Origin of the sequence: Flexithrix dorotheae DSM 6795 (genome assembly GCF_000379765.1) — a bacterium.
In the GTDB taxonomy this organism is placed as follows: domain Bacteria; phylum Bacteroidota; class Bacteroidia; order Cytophagales; family Flammeovirgaceae; genus Flexithrix; species Flexithrix dorotheae.
In genome coordinates this window covers 41,172-59,852 of record NZ_KB903453.1, presented here as the reverse complement: position 1 = coordinate 59,852, position 18,681 = coordinate 41,172, and the positions used below count along the sequence as shown (strand labels likewise).

The following is an 18,681-nucleotide window of genomic DNA, read 5'->3' as shown; positions in this document are numbered from 1 at the left end:
ACCGGGAACTATTATTTCCGAGAAAAATTAATATCTCTATCAGTCTTTAATTTGCATGCTTTGGATGACTTTATTCCAAACTACCCAGGGGAGTCAGCTTCATTTGCTTTAAACTCGCCTCCACTAAATCCCCATCAATAAATGAAACAATGATGGTGTGTTTACCGGGCGATTTAAATTTCAGTAATCCCATCTCATAATATTTGTACACACCAGAAGAGTTTTGCTCATTTTGAATAAGGGCTCCTTCTTCATTTTCGATACGCCAGACCAACCGACCTTTTCCCGCATAATTAAGGTCAGCCTGGTAGTATCCTGGTTTCATCACATCCACTTCCCAACTAACTTTGCTTGCTTTACTCCATCCATGTGCATGACTAATGTGTTTCCATTCCCCAAATTTCTCCATCCATCTTTTCCCTTCAATTGTACAATTTTTCGCTTCTGCAAAATCGATCAACAACTCAGTTGAAAAAACTGGATCAATACTCAATGATTGATCTACAGAAATTTCCCCCTTTACTTCCAGTTCTATCACGGGTATCAATTTTTCAGGCCGTTGGGCTGGAAGTCTGATGACCGTCCATCTTCCATTTTTGTGGGTGGATAAAGGTTGCAAATTTCCATTCACCCATAATCCAGCAGATTTAATTTCATTGTTGAGCCCAGGTAGCACAATTTCCCCATCCAGTGGCCAATGATATATACAAAGGTTTAACTTGCCATCTGCAACCGTTACATCACCCCAGGGTAAAGCCCTTCCCCAGGGAGATGGGCCTGCCTTATATATTACCTGTGGGTATTTGCCTATCCAATCACCTGCTCCCCGAAGTGCATTTTGGGCCTCCAAAGGAACAGTACCATCAGGCTTGGGGCCCACATTGAGCATATAAGTCCCTCCTCTGGCTACAGTTGATATCGTAGATTTTAGTATGCGCTTAGCGCTCTTCCAGTTTTGGTCATACCAGGCATAACCCCATGAATCATTGGTAACATCTACTGTTTCCCACAACCCAGGTACATTTTTAACTGGGATGTTCATATCACCCAGTGATAAGTAGTCTCCCAGATTATGTCCCGCACGACCTGAGATCATCGCCCTGGGCTGATTCTTCCTGACTACAGCCACCAGCTCTTCAACGTACTTTTTTTCCATTCGGCCAGGTGTATCAAACCACACCATGGCAATTTCCCCATATTGAGTGGTGATTTCTTCAACCTGTGGCAGGCACTTTTCTTTGAAATAATAATCAAATCCTACTTCTTCGCCTTTATCATTGGTCTTAGGCCCTCCATTTCCACCTGGAAAGGTCCAGTCCTGATTGTGCGAGTAATAAAAGCCAAGCCCAAGTCCTGCTTCTTTACATGCTTCCGCAAGTTCTTTCATAGGATCCCTGGCAAAAGGTGTGGCTTTTACAATATTAAAATCATTGACTTTTGAGTTATACATGGCAAACCCATCGTGATGCTTACTGGTGATCACTATATACTTCATTCCAGCAGCTTTGGCCAGTTGTGCTATCCCTTTTGCATCGAAATTTTCCGGGTTGAAGTTTTTGGCTTCCGCCATGTATTCGTCCACCGGGATTCCGGCCCTTCTGGGATTCATGATCCACTCACTTATACCATAGTAAGTTTTACCTTTCCATTTATTTGCAATGTTGGAATAGAGTCCCCAATGGATAAACATGGCATAATTGCCATCATCAAATAGGGAGGCTCTTTCCCCCACATCTGATCGGGTAATTAGCTTTTGTTTACCCCACATTTCGTCCATACTTTCAGCTTTTTGGGCAAAAAGAGCATTTACACTCAAAAATGCTACGAATAGAGCAATTCCTTTTAAAAATTTCATTTCATATTTATGGTTTGTCCGGCTCATTGCCACAGATTTGAAATTTAAAATGGAAAATAGTACGTGAACATTTTCAATTTATGCAAAGGAAAATTTTGGTCTGCACAAATTGATTTTCTTAAAATTACTATCCTCCTTTTTTGCAGGTTAAACCGGGATTGGCAATTAGTTTAATTCAGCCCCTATCAAAATGGTAATATTATTCATTCTTATACACTTCTATTCTTTTCCGGAATTCAATACTCATAACTTCTCTATGTAGATATAATAAGCCGGATAAACACGGCCATCCTTGTCTATAAGCTGTGCCTCCATATCATAATTTCCAGCAGGGATTTTTCCAGTAAAAGTTACTTCCTCCTGTCCGGATTCAATTTTTTCATTTCCCTCTAAACCTGCAACATATACATAAGCCTGTTCAAAATCTGATTTTTCACTTGCTGGCATTGGTCTGTCATTTTTGATGGTTCTTTCCAAAGCTGGAAAGGTTGCATTAATGGCCAACCCACTTTCTCTTGGAAACCTGCGAAGGGTAATGGAATAGTCTCCATCTTCCACAAATGCGATTTTCCATCGACCAATATTTTGGGAGGCTCCCGTTGCCCCATGTTGGTGCCATGCCCCTCCATGTTTGCCGGTAAACATATCATGAGCAGAAATTCGGCTTGGATTTTCTTTGAGTGAACCTACTTTGATATAACCATATCTTTCATTAGGACCTTCAGATATTATCGATTGCCACCACTTTTCATAGCCCTCAGCCAGGCGTGCAGCTACTTCCGGATGCTGCTCGATTATATTTTTAGTCTGACCGAGATCTTCATTTATATTGTATAATTCTTTTCCATTTACAAGGCGCCAGTCATCATCCATCACGGTATAGGATTTATATTTCACAAGATTTTGCTTGCGCTGTGTATCCATATACAAAATGCGATTTTCCCAGTTTTGATTTTCTCCATAAAGAAGAGGTTTGAGGCTTTTGCCATCAAGAGGTTTTACAGGATTAAAATCAAACCCGAATAAGTCCACAAAAGTGGGAAGGAGATCATAATGTGCAACCAACTGATCAATATCTTTACCTCCTGTTAGTTTCCCGTTTGGCCATCGTATAAACAGAGGAACCCGATGTCCCCCCTCGTACACACTTCCTTTACTTCCTTTCATACCCGCATCATATACCTTATTTCCACCCGCAGTACCATTGTCAGTAGTGAAAATCAAAATGGTATTGTCAGCCAAATTTAACTCATCCAGCTTTTCCTGTAGTAATTTAAAATTGTCATCGATATTGGTGATCATCCCGTAAAATCGCTTATAACGTTCGGCCAGTTTCTCTTCATCTATATCTTTATAAATATCGAAATAGGCTTCAGGAACATTAAGAGGGCCATGAGGAGCGTTGGTGGAGATATAGCAAAAAAATGGATTATCTTTATTTTTTTCGATAAAGTTCAAAGCCTCAGCAAAGAATACATCTGTACAGTATCCCTTGTATTGCTCGGTCACACCATTGTGCCAATAGGAATCATCAAAATAATCATTTCCCCAATAATCCGGACCTTGCGAAATACCACCACCACCATGCCTAACCACTTCATGAAAGCCCCTATCCTCAGGACGATATGGGTAATTATCACCTAAATGCCATTTGCCAAACATACCATTTGTATAGCCATTTTGAGCAAAAATCTGGGGTAAAATTACTTCATCTTCGAAAAGCAAAGAACGACCGGTTATGGTATGAAAAACATTAATCCGGTTGGTATGCCTGCCAGTCATCAGGGAACCACGGGTTGGGGCGCAAGTGGTTGAAACATGATAATTGGTAAACCGAATGGCCTGTTCATAAAACTTATCAAGATTTGGTGTTTTAATATAAGGATTTCCCATACAGGCGAGGTCATTCTTTCCCTGATCATCGGTGATCACAATAATTACATTTGGTCTTTCTTGTGCCTGTAAAACTGATGGAATAAGGATAAAAAGTAATGCAGGAAGCACATATACTTTTAGCAAAAGTTGATTTTTCAATTTATTTGTCTTTTAGTTTTAAAAAAAGGTGTTGCTCACTTGAATTAGGATTAAATAAATTTACCGGGATAATTTGGACTAAATGTTTTTATGATTTTGTTTGGAGAAACAAATAGTCAGGACCATCACCTAAAAATCTCCTTTAAAAAAATGGTTGATTTAGTTAAGTGTCCAAAAAGGGTATTGATTAGAATAATTCCCGGAATTTTCAATATTTACCTTTCAACATTAGAAAGGGCTTTTATCAAGAAACGATACCAAAAAAAAGCAAATAATTATGGAATAAGCTAATTATTAAGTTATAATTAATTCACTATCAATAGTATATCAAATACTAATTTCAATAATTTGTGAGGATAGTTCTTGACATTTTTGGTGCAGCATGTGAGGTTTTAAAATGATTTTCTGTTTGGCTGAATGGGAATTTTTTCCTAACTGGATTGCGTTCAAAGACATACCACAAATCTCTCTTTGTCGTATGTCTGACTGCATAATGCCCATAGGAAGGACAGTCTTTGATACGATCGTTAATCTGCTTTTACTTTTTCTCCTTTACCTATACATTATTCCTCAGTAGTGAAATCCATCACTGTAGACCAATCACTCCAGTTAAGACTTTTGTCCCGGTACCGTACCCTCCAATAATAGGTTTTTCCCGGTGCCAGATACATGATTTTCTCATCGGTCAGGTCATCGTTTTTTTGTTGATTTTCATAATAAAACCAGTCCTCAAATTGTTTCCAACTATCCACTGCCAAATTTTTAAACTCCTGATCAGTGGCTACCTGCCAGTGAGATGCTCCATGTGCTGCACCTACAAAATCACTTTTAAATGAATTCGCCTTTAAAACAATTTCCCTGTTTGCTATTTTTTTTCCTTTTTCCGGTGATATTGCCTCAGGTGCAAGAGGACTTTTATCAAATCGCCATACCGTGAGACTGTCGCGAAGTTCGTTATCTCTTAGTTTCAGTTCATTGCCCCGGCTATATCTTTTAACTGTCATTTTTGGGTCACCATTATTTGGATCTATATCCACCATTACAAAACCATATTCATCCTGGGAAACAGTAAATTCCTCATAATTTCGCTGTTCGTATTCACCCCAATAATCAATATCTCCACCAGAGGTAGCCACATTAATCCACAAATGCTTATGATCTCGGGATTGTCCTCGGGAGTACGCATGGGTGTGCCCAAAAAAGTGAATACTCGGTTTGCCCGATTCACTACTGAAAGTTTCCAGTTTTTTCACTATTTCTCCGGTAAAATCTTCTTCTCCATCCAACCAGAATTCAGATTTGAAAGGATGATGAAGCTGGGCAAATACAAAGTCAATGTTAGGATCCTGAGCGGTGGTTTTCAAAATTTTATCCAGCCAGTCCTTTTGGTCCTGCAAATGGTATTCCTCATTAGAATCTAAACCAATTATCCGGATATTACCATAGTCCTTATACCACCAGTGGCCATCATAAGCTGGAGTACCATTGGCTGGAAGACTAAAATATTTGAAAAAAAACTGGGAATTTCTTTCGTGATTTCCCGGCACAGGGTATACAGGAACATTAGAAAAAAGATTACTTCCGGGATCAAAAAAATCTCTTTTCCATTGTTCATAAACAGTTCCCCGATCTACCAGGTCACCAGGAACCATCATAAGTGCCAGGTTCTCAGGAAGCATTCCTCCATATTCTTTTTTTAGGAAACTGAGGACGCCATCATTTATTAATTCTTCAAATTTGTCTGGATATTTATGGTCATTCTGCATATCACTCATGGCCACCAACCGAAAAGATTCACCATCTGTGGCAAAAGGAGGAGTTTTGAATTGATAAATATCTGAGGTCAGCTTCCCGGTTTTTACCCTGTAGTAATACAGGGTAAATTTTTCCAGGCCAGTCAGCTCTACTTCATGAATCCTGGATGCAGTATAGTTTATTGACTGGGCATTTCCTGTGGCCACTTTACCCAATTTGGATGTTTTCCCAAATTCCACAATACTTTCTTCACCCACAGAGGTTTCCCATTTAATCTTAATAGAATTAGGTGTGGCATCTTGCAGGAAAGGCTTTACTAAAATTTCTTCTGATTGTGAAAATAAAATGGCGGGGATAAACAGGCAGACAAATAAAGGAAAAATGAACCTTCTGATAATCATAATTGTGAATTAGTGGGTGAATTAAATTTTTTTGAAAATTATAGCTGTAATTTTTTTCGGTAGTTAAGCAATTGTTAATAAAAAAACAATTTTTCTGATTTGAAAAAAAAATGGTTCCAGCCTGGCTTAAACCCAAGTTGGAACCAATTAATCTATTTATTTGAAAAGCTTCCCCGCCCTATTGTACCCTATAAATATCAGCTATATCATGAGGTAATTGAAGTATAATATTTTTTTCTAAGCCAGAAAGACACTTTTACCAGAAGAATTAATGCTGGAACCTCCACCAACGGGCCTATTACTCCTGTAAATGCCTGCCCTGAATTAAGTCCAAATACCGCTATGGCCACTGCAATGGCCAATTCAAAATTATTGCCAGCCGCTGTAAATGCAATTGATGCATTTTTATCATATTCTGCGCCCATTGCTTTACTGAAAAAGAATCCAATCAAAAACATTAAAGCAAAGTAAATAAGTAGTGGAACAGCAATTCTTAATACGTCCAAGGGAATTTCCACAATCAATTCTCCTTTTAGGGAGAACATGATCACTATGGTAAAAAGCAGGGCAATAAGTGTGAGGGGTGAAATAGCCGGGATAAATTTGGTTTTATACCAATCCTCTCCTTTTAGTTTTACCAATAGAAATCTACTTAATAAACCTGCAAAAAATGGAATTCCTAAATAGATGGCTACACTTTCGGCAATGGTGGCAATGGAAATATCAACGATGGCACCTTCAAAACCAAATAATGGTGGTAACTTGGTAATAAATAACCATGCATAAAAACTATAGCCAAACACCTGAAAAATACTGTTAAGTGCCACTAATCCTGCACCGTATTCTCTACTTCCTTCTGCCAGATCATTCCATACCAATACCATAGCTATACACCTGGCCAGCCCAATTAGAATCAAGCCTACCATATACTCCGGGTAATCTTGTAAAAAGGTTATAGCCAAAATGAACATCAGTACCGGTCCAATAATCCAATTCAAAACCAATGATATGGATAGAATTTTTACATTTCTAAATACTTTCGGCAGTAATTTATAATCCACCTTTGCCAGTGGCGGATACATCATTAATATCAATCCAAAGGCTATGGGAATATTAGTACTCCCGCTACTAAATGAATTAATGAATGAGGAACTTGAAGGGAAAAAATACCCAATGCCCACTCCTATTGCCATGGCCAGGAATATCCATAGGGTTAAATATGTATCTAAAAAACTAAGATTTTTTTTACTCACGATTGCTGTCTTTTATTTTAAAATTTCTTTTTTAATGATTAGCTGGCTTTTAATATGGTCGGCCAAAAAAAACATTTCTTTTCCAATCTCCTGTACAGTCTCATCATATTTCAGATCCTGTGAAGGAGTACCGTCATAATATCTGGGGTCCTTAAAAGGAAGAGAAAACCTACCTGTGGCGCCAGAAACTACCGGGCAGGATTTATCGGCATCAGAACAAACCATAATTGCAGCAAAGTCAGAAGTTGGATTAATTTTATGTGTATAGACTTTTGATTTCATTTTCCAAACCGGATATTTTCCCGGAGTAACTGAAACTACAGGGTTGTCCACATTCTTATTATAATGGATGGTAAATCCAGCTCTTTCCAATGCAGCAATTGCATGAGGATTAAATGCAGTGGCTTCCGTACCCCCGGAAAAAGATTCAAGCCCTTCAACCCCATAAAAAAGCAAGGCATACTTAAACCATACATCACTAATATGACTTCTTCTTGAGTTATGCGTACAGACAAATAAAGCAGAAAAAGCATCTTTTTCCTCCAGTTGATTAACCAGGAAATTTCCTATCTCAGTTAATTCCGATTTCCTTTCTTCTGAAATTTCATCAAGCTGTTTTACAAGAAGTTTGGTATTTTGTTCCAATTCCTGATTCACTTCTAGCTCCAATTGGGCATGGGCATTTGATATTCCAAAAAGACCCACTGCAACTATCAATAGTTTTTTAAGTGTTTTCATTTGACTTATGTTTATGAGAATAAATACATTAAACTAAATCTGTTTTGTTCTGAAAAATGGTTATCTAAGCACCAGTGCTCCACATCATGGAATATTATTTCCGAGTAAAAGCACGCTCTCTATCAGTCTTTTACAGCAAAATAATACACGATTATTTTTTGAATCTTTTTATAACTTTATTGCAATAAAACGATGAATAAGAGTAAATTTTTTTAGCAACAATCCCTTGATGAAGGATCGATAAACTTATCAAATAACTGATTAAATAAATTCTTAATTTCCTCCCAGCGAGTAGAATTTATGCAATAACTCACAGACACACCTTCAATGGTGCCCTGAATAATTCCAATTTCTTTCAACTCTCTCAAATGTTGACTGATGGTAGCCTGTGCCAATCCGAGTTCTTGCACCAAATCTCCATTAATGCATGCATCCGCCTTAATCAGGTATTGAATAATCGCAACCCTGGCAGGATGTGCGAAAGCCTTCGCCACCTGCGCTAAATCATTTTGTTCCTGACTAAATAAATCTGTTTTGGTTACTCCCATCTTTATTTATTAATTCATTGCAATATTACAATTAACTTTTAAAATAATCAAACCATTCTTTTATTTATTTTTTTGAAATAGAAAGAATGGTTTGATTTCAAAATATTGAAGTTTATATCTCCTGGAGATTTTACCCGCTCTTTCAGGCTCGAGCTCCTCAAATTTTATCCGATAATCCTGGCATGATGCTATATTATTAAATAATTGCTATTTTTAGCCAGACTTTTTAGTAGTCATTAAAAAATAAATTATAATTCTTTTAGTTCTGTATTTGCAGAACCAAAAGAATTATACTAATTTTGTTTTAAATTCGAGCAATATACGAACATGAATGAAATTCATCTTTCCAACAATCAAAAAGAATTAATCGAAAAATTCGGTGTTTTTCTTGAATCAAAAGGCTGGCAACCAGCCATTGCCAGGGTATTGGGATTATTAATGATATCTGATACAAATGAATTGACTTTTGACCAGATTCGGGAAGTATTACACCTTAGCAAAAGTGCCACAAGTTCAGCATTAAATTTCCTTTTAAATACCAATAAAATAGAGTATATCACTAAGACAGGTGAAAGAAAAAGATATTTTCGGATCAGGCAAATAATGTTTGAAGATATTCTTAAAGAAGAACAAGACATGAGGCACAAATTTATTTCTGTGCTCAAGGAGGTACATGAATTAAAGGAAAGCAAAAATTTGAATGGCTTATGCGAAACCATTAAAGATGTGATTGATTACCTGGAATTTACGAATAATCACCTTCCAAAACTTTATGCGGAATGGGTTTCGAATAGAAGAAAATAATTTTTTTACATGGTTAGTTCTTTTTTTACTGAACTAACTTTTCAAAAAAGTGTTAAATGAACAAATTAAAATCAAATGCAAAAAAAAATTAACCTGCTCTTTTTGAGCTTCATTTTGTCACAAATTGTTATTTACAACAATGCGTATAGTCAGGATATCACCGACAGACTTGCATTAAAGGATTGTATTAATTATGCCCTTAAACATAGCCATGATGTAAAAATTGCAGATTATGAGTACGAAAGTGCTGAAAACCGAATCAAGGAAATTCGAGGGACCGGCTTACCCCAAATTAATGCTTTTGCCACGTTTGACAATAATTTAAAATTACCAACCCAGGTGTTGCCCGGGGAAATTCTGGGTGAACCAGGCACTACCCTACCTGTCCAATTTGGTACTACATATTCTTCCACAGGTGGGATAGAGGCCAACCAGCTCATCTTTGATCAGTCTTATTTTGTGGGCTTGCAAGCTACCAAAGCTTCAAGGGAATATTATGCCCTAAACCAATTAAAAACTGATGAGGATGTCATTTATCATGTAGCGTCCAATTATTACAATGCATTGTACTTACAGGAGCAACTCAATATCATAAACGATAACCTGAAGAAACTGGATCAGTTACTTTCCATCATGAAAGTCAGAGTGGAAAATGACCTGGTAAAATCAGTTGATTACAACAGAGTGAAGGTGAATAAAACCAACCTGGAAACTCAAAGAAAGAGTCTTATCACTAGTTTTGAAAGCCAGGTAAGTAGGTTAAAATACCTAATGGGCATGCCCATTGAAGAAAATATTTCACTAGATAATACAGCCATTACCACTTTCAATGAAAAAGAAGTTTTAAAAAACAACAATCTTGAAATAGAAGAAAGAATTGAAATTCAAATCCTAAATAAACAACTGGAATTGAATCAGTTAAACCAGAAAAACATCCAGTCTGGCTACTATCCTTCCTTAATGTTGTACGGAAGATACTACTTCCAGGGCCTGAGAAATTCCTTTGGAGATTTGTATTCCAAAAAGTGGTTCGATGCAGCAGTTATCGGATTAAAACTGAATATTCCAATTTTTGATGGCTTCCAAAAAAAGTATAAAGTAGCTCAATCTAAAATTGATCAGTCTATTCTTACCGAGAACATCTACAAAACAGCATCCTACATTTCTCTTGAACAACAAACAGCTAGTTCTCAACTGATGAATAGTCTGGAATCTCTGGAAGCCCAGGAAGAAAATATGGCTCTGGCGGAAAAAGTATACAACCAGGTAAACAGCCTATATAAAGAAGGAGTTTCCCAACTTTCTGATCTACTGGATGCAGAAACTTCCCTGAGAGAAGCCCGAATAGGATATAATACAGAAGTAATCAAAATTAAACAAGCGGAACTTGACCTTATCAAGGCAAAAGGTCATTTAAATTCAATCGCAGAATAAAAATATAATCGTCAACCAAACCTCAGTATAAATTAATCCCATGAAAAAAATAATCGGAATAGTATTAGTAATTTCTTTAATTAGCATAGTAGCCTTCACGCTTTCAAGCAATAAAAAAGAAATGGAAGAAACCGCTGCCTCTTTACAGCAAAAAAGTGAATCCATTCCAGTTACCATTACTTCCTTAAAAGAAGAAGAAATAAGCGGAAACGTAAATTTAAATGGCACCCTGGAACCGAAGGCTGAACTAGAGCTGATGTCTGAAACCCAGGGGAAAGTTGTAAAACTTTTTAAAAGAAAAGGTGATAAGGTTTCCGTTGGTACCCTATTGCTTGAGGTAGATAATGATTTAATTAAGGCACAACTCATTGCTGCAAAGGCTCAGTTTGAAAAAATGGAAAAAGACGTAGCCAGATTTGAAAAGCTGATTAAAGAGGATGCCATTACGGAACGTGATCTGGAAGATGCCAGACTTGGATTGAAGCAAGCTGAAGCCAGTTATAAATCCATACAAAAGAAACTTGAAGATACTTATATTAAGAGTCCAATTAATGGTGTAATTCACGATGATTATATTGAAATTGGCAGTTTTCTTTCTCCTGGGAAAAAGGTTTACGATATTGTAGATGTTTCCAAACTGAAGCTGGAATTAAAACTCCCTGAATCCTACATACTGGAGGTGAAAGAAGGCCAGATAGTTGAAATTAACACCGATGTCCATCCGGGTGAATCCATTGAGGGAAAAGTGCTCACCATTGCACAAAAAGCTGATAATACCCTTAAGTACAGTGTGGAAATAGAAGTTTTAAATAACAAAAAAGACCTTCCTCTAAAAGCCGGGATGTACGCTGTAGCTAATTTCCAATTTACTCCAAAAGCTTCTGTAATCCTGGAGAGAAAGGCTATTTCAGGAAGTTTGAAAGAACCCAGTGTTTATGTAGTAGAAAATGAAACTGCGAAGCTGAGATCAATCGTCATCGGAAGAGTGTTCGATGATAAGGTTGAAGTAATCAGTGGGCTTAAAAAAGGCGAAAAAGTAGTACTCAGTGGACAAATCAACCTTAAGGATGGCACCAAAGTAACCGCTATATAATCAAAACAACTCAAAATATATCTTCATGCAACTTACAAAAGTATCGATAAAAAGATCAACCGTTGTAGTGGTAATATTTTCCCTACTGCTCACATTTGGGATCGGATCTTATATGAATCTGGGTTACGAACTTATCCCTGATATTTCACAACCCATTGTAACTGTTACGACAATTTATCCTGGTGCATCTCCGGATGAAGTAGAAACTTCAGTTACCAAAGAAATAGAAGATGCAGTGGCCTCATTGGAAGGACTTGACAGGATAAAATCTTATTCGCTGGAAAATGTATCCATAGTCATTATCGAAATGGTAATGGGCACTGATCCTGACAAAGGATTGCAGGATGCCCAAAGAAAAATTGATGCTATCTTAAAGGACCTTCCGGAGGATGTTGACCCTCCTTCATTAGAGAAATTTAATGTAAGTGACCGGCCAATAATGTATGTTGGAGCTGAGGCTGATGTAGCCTCCACAGAATTTTTTGATTTGGTCAAAAATAAAATTCAACCTTCTTTAGCCAGAATTCCCGGGGTAGCCAAAATTGCCCTTACCGGTGGTGAAGAAAGGGAAATTCGTGTGAATATTGATAAAAGTAAGATGGAATCGTATAAATTATCCATTTTGCAGGTGAGCCAAAAGATCAATAATTCTAACCTGGATTTCCCTACAGGAAAAGTAAAAAGCCAGGACGGACAGGTAGCCATCAGGCTGGCTGGGAAGTTTAGTTCTTTAAAGGAAATAGAGGATTTAGTGCTGGTTCACCATGACGATGGAGGGATGGTGAGATTAAAGGACATTGCTGAAGTTCAGGATACTAAAATAGAAACTGAAAAAATCAGTAAGATTGATTCAAAAGAATCCATCATGTTGGCCATTCAGAAGCAATCCGATGCCAATGCGGTGGAGGTTAGTGCACTTACAAAAGCGGCTATGACTAACCTGGAACAAGAGTATGGGAAAATTAATTTAAAATTTTCAATTGCTCAGGATAGCGCCATCTTTACCCTTGAAGCTGCTGATGCAGTAATTCATGATTTAGTAATTGCAATTATATTAGTGGCCGTGGTGATGTTATTGTTTCTGCATAGTATAAGGAATGCCATAATTGTAATGATCGCTGTGCCTGTTTCCATAATTTCCACTTTTACTTTTATGTATTTATTTGGGTTTACCCTAAACCTGATGACGCTGCTGGGACTTTCGCTGGTAGTGGGTATTCTGGTGGATGATGCCATTGTGGTAATTGAAAATATTTACCGGCACATGGAAATGGGTAAAAACAAAATACAAGCCTCCTTTGATGGAATCAGAGAGATTGGAGCTACAGTAGGTTCTATTACTTTAGTAATCGTAGTTGTGTTTGTACCCCTGGCTATGTCAACCGGTTTGGTGGCAGATATTGTAAGGCAATTTGCTGTTGTAGTGGCTATCTCTACTCTTCTAAGTATGTTTGTAGCTTTCACCCTGATTCCGCTTTTATCTTCCAGGTTTTCAAAACTGGAACATATTTCCAATAAAAATTTAATTGGTAGATTTATTCTTGGTTTTGAAAAATTGATTGATGCCTTTATTGAGGAAATTACCAATATGTTAAAATGGTGTTTCAATCATAAGATTGTGACCTTCATTGTGGTAATCCTGATGTTTTTTGGATCGGTTGCTTTATTGCCTTTTGGTTTTATCGGTAGTGAATTTATTACCAGTGGTGACAAGGGAGAATTCCTGATCAGGTTAGAGCTGCCAGATGATGCCACTATTGAACAAACCAACTTCGTGACTCAAAAAGTAGAAAAAATTCTGACTCAAAATCCTGATGTCACTAAATATTTTACCACTGTAGGAGAAGTCACTGATCAGTTTTTGGGTACACAGGATAAAGCAAATGCTGCGGAAATTACTGTAAAACTAATTGATAAGGAGGCCAGGGATTATTCCACAAAGTTTTTCTCAAGGAAATTAAAAGTGGAACTGGAACAGAAGGTTCCTAATGTTGAATTTACCACCGTGAACGTATCCATTATGGGAACAGCAGAAGCGGCACCTATTCAGGTCATTATCACAGGTCCGGAATTAGATTCTCTTTTGGAATTCTCGAAGGTGGTGGAGAATGTGGTTGCCAGTGTAAATGGAACAGCTGATATTAAATCGAGTGTGGAAGCTGGTAAACCTGAAATCAGTGTAAAAATAGATAGGGATAAAATGGCCTCACTTGGTCTTTCCCTGGAACAGGTAGGTGGTGGAATGCGGGTAGCATTTAACGGAAATGACGATACTGAATACCGGGATGGAGAATATGAATACGAAATCAATATCAGGCTTGATGAATTTGATAGAAGGAATAAAACAGATTTAGGCGCACTTACTTTTATCAATAACAAAGGACAGGTTATTCGATTATCTCAATTTGCCAATATTGAAGAAGGAGTTGGACCAACAAGGCTGGACCGGGAAAACAGAATTGCAGCTGTAACCATTGCCTCCCAGGTATTAGGTAGACCGGAAGGTATAATTGCCGCTGAAATTAGGGAGAAAATGGATAAGGTTGATATGCCTGAAGGGATGAGTTACCGGTTAGGTGGTAATACAGAAAACCAGGATAAAGCTTTTGGTACTTTGGGAATTGCACTACTGGCTTCGCTATTCTTTGTGTACCTGATTATGGTAGCACTCTATGATAGTTATATATACCCACTGGTGATCATGTTTTCCATACCACTGGCAATTATCGGAGCATTGTTGGCACTGGCATTGGCCAAACAAAACCTGAGTATTTTCTCAATTCTGGGTATTATCATGTTAATTGGTCTGGTGGCCAAGAATGCCATTCTTGTGGTGGACTTTACCAACCAATTGAAGGAAAAGGGAATGGATGTAAAAAATGCATTAATACAGGCTACTCGAATTCGTTTCCGTCCAATTCTTATGACCACCATTGCTATGGTAATTGGTATGATGCCCATCGCCATGGCAAGTGGACCAGGTGCCGAATGGAAAAACTCTCTGGGTTGGGTGCTGATTGGAGGTTTGAGTAGTTCTATGTTCCTGACTTTGATTGTAGTGCCTTTGATCTATTATGTATTTGACAGGATATTAGAAAAACTTGGCATGAACACACCAAAAATCATCGAAATTGATGAAACACCGCTAAGTGAAATGCCAAGTGAGGCTGATGAATTATTGGGGAAAGTAAATGCAGAACAGGAAGAACACCTTAATCCACAAGCCTTAAGTGGCCAATAATTTGTCTTTGAAAGGGGAGTTTATGACTCTCCTTTCTTTACCATCAATGTAAGCCAACAGTTTTTTACCACCATTTATGTAGTCCATAAAAAATTATTCCGGTCCATAATTTAAATTGCTATGGGGATTTTCTACCAACCTAATTTATTGGTTTCCACTTTAAAAAAAGGGCTTTTATGGACCCTCAGTCTTGCTTTTTTTATATTCATCAGATTTTACGGAATTGAAAATTTTAATGGAATTAACCCAATTGATAATCTTGGACTTTCCATGCCATTATTGCTGATATTGGGTTTAATATTTGGTTTTTCCTTTACTTTACTTGAAAAGTTTTATTACAAAAGATTTTCCCATAAAACCTCATTTGGCAAAGTAGTTCTGATCAGCATTTTTTATTATATTATTACTTTATGCTTGTTGCTTTTTATTCTCTTTTTATTTTTCCTAAAACAATCGCACCAACCATTTTCCCTAACCAATCTTGAAAAGTTTTTCTTTGATGACAGCATAACCACTTTCCTGGTTTTCATTTTTGTTACTACCTGTATTTTTGGTTTTTTTAAGCAAATGGACCGAAAATTTGGACCAGGAAATATGTTCAAAATGCTTAAAGGAGACTTTTATTCTCCCAAGGAAGAAACCCGTATATTTATGTTTCTTGACTTAAATTCTTCCACTTCAATAGCAGAGGAATTGGGACATGTCCGATATAGCCAATTACTTCAGGATTGTTTTCATGATGTTTCTATTGTGCAAAAATACAAAGCTGAGATTTATCAATATGTAGGAGATGAAGTAGTACTGACCTGGCCCATTAAAAATGGAATTGACAATAATAATGTTATACAGGCTTATTTTGCTTTTATTGATGTATTAGCCAAGAGAAAGGATTATTACTTCTCCCAATATGGTTTTTTACCCTCATTCAAGGCCGGGGTTCACTTTGGGAAAGTGACCGTAACGGAGGTAGGAGAAGTTAAAAGGGAAATTGCCTTTCATGGGGATGTATTAAATACCGCTTCCAGAATTCAGGGAAAATGTAATGAAATTGGGGAATTATTTTTAGTCTCCAGTGAGTTTGCTAATCTTTCACACCGTCCTTCCACCATAACCTTTAAATCAATAGGTGAGATTTACTTAAAAGGGAAAAATAATAAAATGAAAATTTGTGCAGTTAAAAGAAATTCAGAGAACATCAATTTGAATCAGAACAATTTAAACCAGCTGGAATACATAAAGTGTTAATTCCATTTTCTTAAGAGGAGAAAGAACCTGCGACAGTCTCCCCCCCGCTATTTTTATTTAGAATTTTATCCGTTCATAAGCCTTCCTTTGTATCATTCCGGTTCAGGTACATAAACTCAACCAGCTAAACTTTGCAGATAATTATAAGCATAATTAAGCTGTTGTAAAACAAGATTAGAAATATAAATTAAAGCACTTAACTTTAAATATCCCCGCAAAAAAGAAAAGATTAAAATTTAATCTTTGTTGAAAATTTCCAAAAAATATTATTAATCCAATATTTTTTTTTCGTAATTGCAAGTCCAAATTTTTATTGATTAGCAGGTTTTTGCCATTTCCTCTACTAGCCAATTGATTAACAAATAATAGATTGTAGTGCATACAATTAATAAAATGAACAACACATTCTGAAAAAATTAAATATGAAAGTCCTTAACCAACAAAACCTATCCATTGAAAAAAGATTATTTGCCAAAAGTATAAGCCTTTACGAGAGTAAAGGTGACGCTGAGATTTGGGAAGATTTTAAAAATGGTAACGGAGAAGCCTTTAACTACATCTATTGTCATTATTTTCCAATTCTTTTTGTTTATGGCCATCAATTTTCAAAAAACAGAGAACTGATCAAAGACCTCATTCAGGACTTGTTTTTAAATATTAAAGTGAACAGGAAAAAACTTGGCCCTACACTTTCAATTAAGTTTTACCTCTTTAAGTCATTCAGACGAATGATTATTAAGAAAAAAGCCAAACTGACTGATTTTTCTTATGATGATTATGGGAAGGATTTTGACTTTGAAATAACACTTTCCCATGAGAGAAACCTGATTGAAGATCAGAAACAAAAGGAATTAAAAGAAAAGCTGGAAAAGGCAATTAATTCTTTAACAAAAAAGCAGAAAGAAATTATTATATATTATTACTACGAAGGGTTTACCTATAAACAGATTGCCTCTATAATGGGTTTTTCCAAGACTGAATATGCCAGAAAATTAATTTACCGTTCAGTGGAAGCCTTAAAAAAACAGTTTCCTGAAAAAGATCTTTTAATCATGTTGCTTGTAACCAAACCCTTTGCAAACTAATAATTTATTTCATTGGTTATCAATCTGTTATATAATTTATTGAAAATTTTTTAAATAGTTTATACCCTTTTGAATCAATTCCCTCTATGTATTATTAGAAAATGAATTTTTATGTAGATGGGAAATGAAATACGATAACTACTCCATAGGTGATTTCCTTGAAGATGATTTTTTCGTGAAATGGGTAAAATATCCTGATGCGGAAAGTAATTATTTCTGGAATAAATGGTTGGCCAACAATCCGCAAAAAACAAAGCTGGTTTCAAGGGCTCGTAACATTGTGGAATCAATCACTTATGAGCACATAGAACTACCCACCGATCAGGAATTTATCGAAGTGCTGGAGAACATCCACAAGCTTAGTTCATCCCCAACCATAAAAGTCCGTTTGCATCAAAGAATGTGGTTCAGGATGGCAGCAACCTTCTTAATTTTATTAGGCTGTTTCACGCTGTTTTATTTTCATGAAGATTTAATACCCCCATCCCAATCGGTTCAGGTTACCAGCCATGAAAGCCCTCAGATGATGACAAAGGAAACCAAAAAAGGGCAAAAGTTGTCAATGGTACTCGGTGATGGCACCTTTGTAAAACTAAATGCAGAAAGCGAATTAAAACTACCAGAAAAATTTAGTAACGACAATAGATCAGTTGCTCTTACCGGAGAAGCTTATTTTGAAGTGGCTAAAGATACCACAAGGCCATTTATTATTCAAAGTAAAGGAGTAATGATTATGGTAGTGGGCACCTCCTTCAATATAAAAGCCTATCCGGAGAAAGAAATTGTAAAAGTAGCTGTGACCAGCGGTAAGGTGATGGTAAAGGATCAGCAGAAGGGAAAGGATCAGACTCAATCCTATTTACTTGAAAGGAATGACTTATATATTTTTAACAGTAATACAAGACAGGAAAAGGTATTTCGAAATACAGATATCACAGATGAAACAGCCTGGAAAGATGGTATTTTAGTTTACAAAAAAGCATTGCTTCAGGATATTTTTAAGGATGTAGAAAGATGGTATGATGTGGAAATATCCCTGGAAACCCCTGTTTCACAGCAAGATTTATACAGTGGCAGCTTTGATAACAAATCACTACAAAACGTACTTCAGGGAATAAGTTTTTCTTCTGGACTTTCTTATCGGATTGAAGACAAAATGGTTTTTTTCTATAAAAAATAAGACTGGCTAGTGGTG

At 36.7% G+C, this 18,681-nt stretch carries 13 protein-coding genes; 7 read left to right on the top strand and 6 right to left on the bottom strand.

The window, feature by feature from the left end; all coding sequences use genetic code 11:
* Positions 1-70: 70 nt before the first annotated feature.
* The 6 genes from A3EM_RS0122025 to A3EM_RS0121985 all read right to left on the bottom strand — a co-directional run bounded on the left by A3EM_RS0122025 (position 71) and on the right by A3EM_RS0121985 (position 8,584).
* Positions 71-1,855: an alpha-L-fucosidase gene (locus A3EM_RS0122025; protein ID WP_211212005.1), complete on the bottom strand. Its 1,785-nt coding sequence runs from the start codon at positions 1,853-1,855 to the stop codon at positions 71-73.
* Positions 1,856-2,098: 243 nt separating this feature from the next.
* Complete coding sequence (locus A3EM_RS0122020; RefSeq protein WP_020530418.1) at positions 2,099-3,889, bottom strand: arylsulfatase; 1,791 nt, start codon at positions 3,887-3,889, stop codon at positions 2,099-2,101.
* Between the two features lie 563 nt (positions 3,890-4,452).
* Entirely contained in the window at positions 4,453-6,045 is a 1,593-nt protein-coding gene (locus A3EM_RS0122005; protein WP_020530415.1) for a purple acid phosphatase family protein, read from the bottom strand.
* A 206-nt stretch (positions 6,046-6,251) separates the two neighbouring features.
* On the bottom strand, positions 6,252-7,298 hold the full coding sequence (gene arsB, locus A3EM_RS0121995) for an ACR3 family arsenite efflux transporter (RefSeq protein ID WP_020530413.1): 1,047 nt from the start codon (positions 7,296-7,298) through the stop codon (positions 6,252-6,254).
* 12 nt (positions 7,299-7,310) lie between these two features.
* On the bottom strand, positions 7,311-8,036 hold the full coding sequence (locus A3EM_RS0121990; RefSeq protein WP_020530412.1) for a low molecular weight phosphatase family protein: 726 nt from the start codon (positions 8,034-8,036) through the stop codon (positions 7,311-7,313).
* 212 nt (positions 8,037-8,248) lie between these two features.
* The gene (locus A3EM_RS0121985) at positions 8,249-8,584 is read right to left on the bottom strand and encodes an ArsR/SmtB family transcription factor (RefSeq protein ID WP_020530411.1); all 336 of its coding nucleotides are present in this window, start codon (positions 8,582-8,584) and stop codon (positions 8,249-8,251) included.
* A 327-nt stretch (positions 8,585-8,911) separates the two neighbouring features.
* Here A3EM_RS0121985 and A3EM_RS0121980 point away from each other — a divergent pair, with 327 nt between their 5' ends.
* From A3EM_RS0121980 to A3EM_RS0121940, 7 genes are all read left to right on the top strand, one after another.
* Positions 8,912-9,388, top strand: a complete 477-nt coding sequence (locus A3EM_RS0121980) for a GbsR/MarR family transcriptional regulator (protein ID WP_020530410.1) — start codon at positions 8,912-8,914, stop codon at positions 9,386-9,388.
* Between the two features lie 75 nt (positions 9,389-9,463).
* Positions 9,464-10,822: a TolC family protein gene (locus A3EM_RS0121975; protein WP_020530409.1), complete on the top strand. Its 1,359-nt coding sequence runs from the start codon at positions 9,464-9,466 to the stop codon at positions 10,820-10,822.
* Between the two features lie 40 nt (positions 10,823-10,862).
* Positions 10,863-11,915, top strand: coding sequence for an efflux RND transporter periplasmic adaptor subunit (locus tag A3EM_RS0121970; protein WP_020530408.1), 1,053 nt, complete (start codon positions 10,863-10,865; stop codon positions 11,913-11,915).
* A gap of 25 nt (positions 11,916-11,940) precedes the next feature.
* The gene (locus A3EM_RS0121965; RefSeq protein WP_044239409.1) at positions 11,941-15,156 is read left to right on the top strand and encodes an efflux RND transporter permease subunit; all 3,216 of its coding nucleotides are present in this window, start codon (positions 11,941-11,943) and stop codon (positions 15,154-15,156) included.
* Positions 15,157-15,276: 120 nt separating this feature from the next.
* Complete coding sequence (locus tag A3EM_RS0121955) at positions 15,277-16,401, top strand: adenylate/guanylate cyclase domain-containing protein (RefSeq protein WP_020530405.1); 1,125 nt, start codon at positions 15,277-15,279, stop codon at positions 16,399-16,401.
* Positions 16,402-16,823: 422 nt separating this feature from the next.
* On the top strand, positions 16,824-17,486 hold the full coding sequence (locus A3EM_RS43325; protein ID WP_020530403.1) for an RNA polymerase sigma factor: 663 nt from the start codon (positions 16,824-16,826) through the stop codon (positions 17,484-17,486).
* A 124-nt stretch (positions 17,487-17,610) separates the two neighbouring features.
* Entirely contained in the window at positions 17,611-18,666 is a 1,056-nt protein-coding gene (locus A3EM_RS0121940) for a FecR family protein (protein WP_020530402.1), read from the top strand.
* Positions 18,667-18,681 lie beyond the last annotated feature (15 nt).

Coding starts and splice junctions, on each gene's coding strand:
- A3EM_RS0122025 (WP_211212005.1), bottom strand. CDS start 1,855: ATGAAATTTTTAAAAGGAATTGCTCTATTCGTAGCATTTTTGAGTGTA.
- A3EM_RS0122005 (WP_020530415.1), bottom strand. CDS start 6,045: ATGATTATCAGAAGGTTCATTTTTCCTTTATTTGTCTGCCTGTTTATC.
- A3EM_RS0121990 (WP_020530412.1), bottom strand. CDS start 8,036: ATGAAAACACTTAAAAAACTATTGATAGTTGCAGTGGGTCTTTTTGGA.
- A3EM_RS0121985 (WP_020530411.1), bottom strand. CDS start 8,584: ATGGGAGTAACCAAAACAGATTTATTTAGTCAGGAACAAAATGATTTA.
- A3EM_RS0121980 (WP_020530410.1), top strand. CDS start 8,912: ATGAATGAAATTCATCTTTCCAACAATCAAAAAGAATTAATCGAAAAA.
- A3EM_RS0121975 (WP_020530409.1), top strand. CDS start 9,464: ATGCAAAAAAAAATTAACCTGCTCTTTTTGAGCTTCATTTTGTCACAA.
- A3EM_RS0121970 (WP_020530408.1), top strand. CDS start 10,863: ATGAAAAAAATAATCGGAATAGTATTAGTAATTTCTTTAATTAGCATA.
- A3EM_RS0121965 (WP_044239409.1), top strand. CDS start 11,941: ATGCAACTTACAAAAGTATCGATAAAAAGATCAACCGTTGTAGTGGTA.
- A3EM_RS0121955 (WP_020530405.1), top strand. CDS start 15,277: ATGGGGATTTTCTACCAACCTAATTTATTGGTTTCCACTTTAAAAAAA.
- A3EM_RS43325 (WP_020530403.1), top strand. CDS start 16,824: ATGAAAGTCCTTAACCAACAAAACCTATCCATTGAAAAAAGATTATTT.
- A3EM_RS0121940 (WP_020530402.1), top strand. CDS start 17,611: ATGAAATACGATAACTACTCCATAGGTGATTTCCTTGAAGATGATTTT.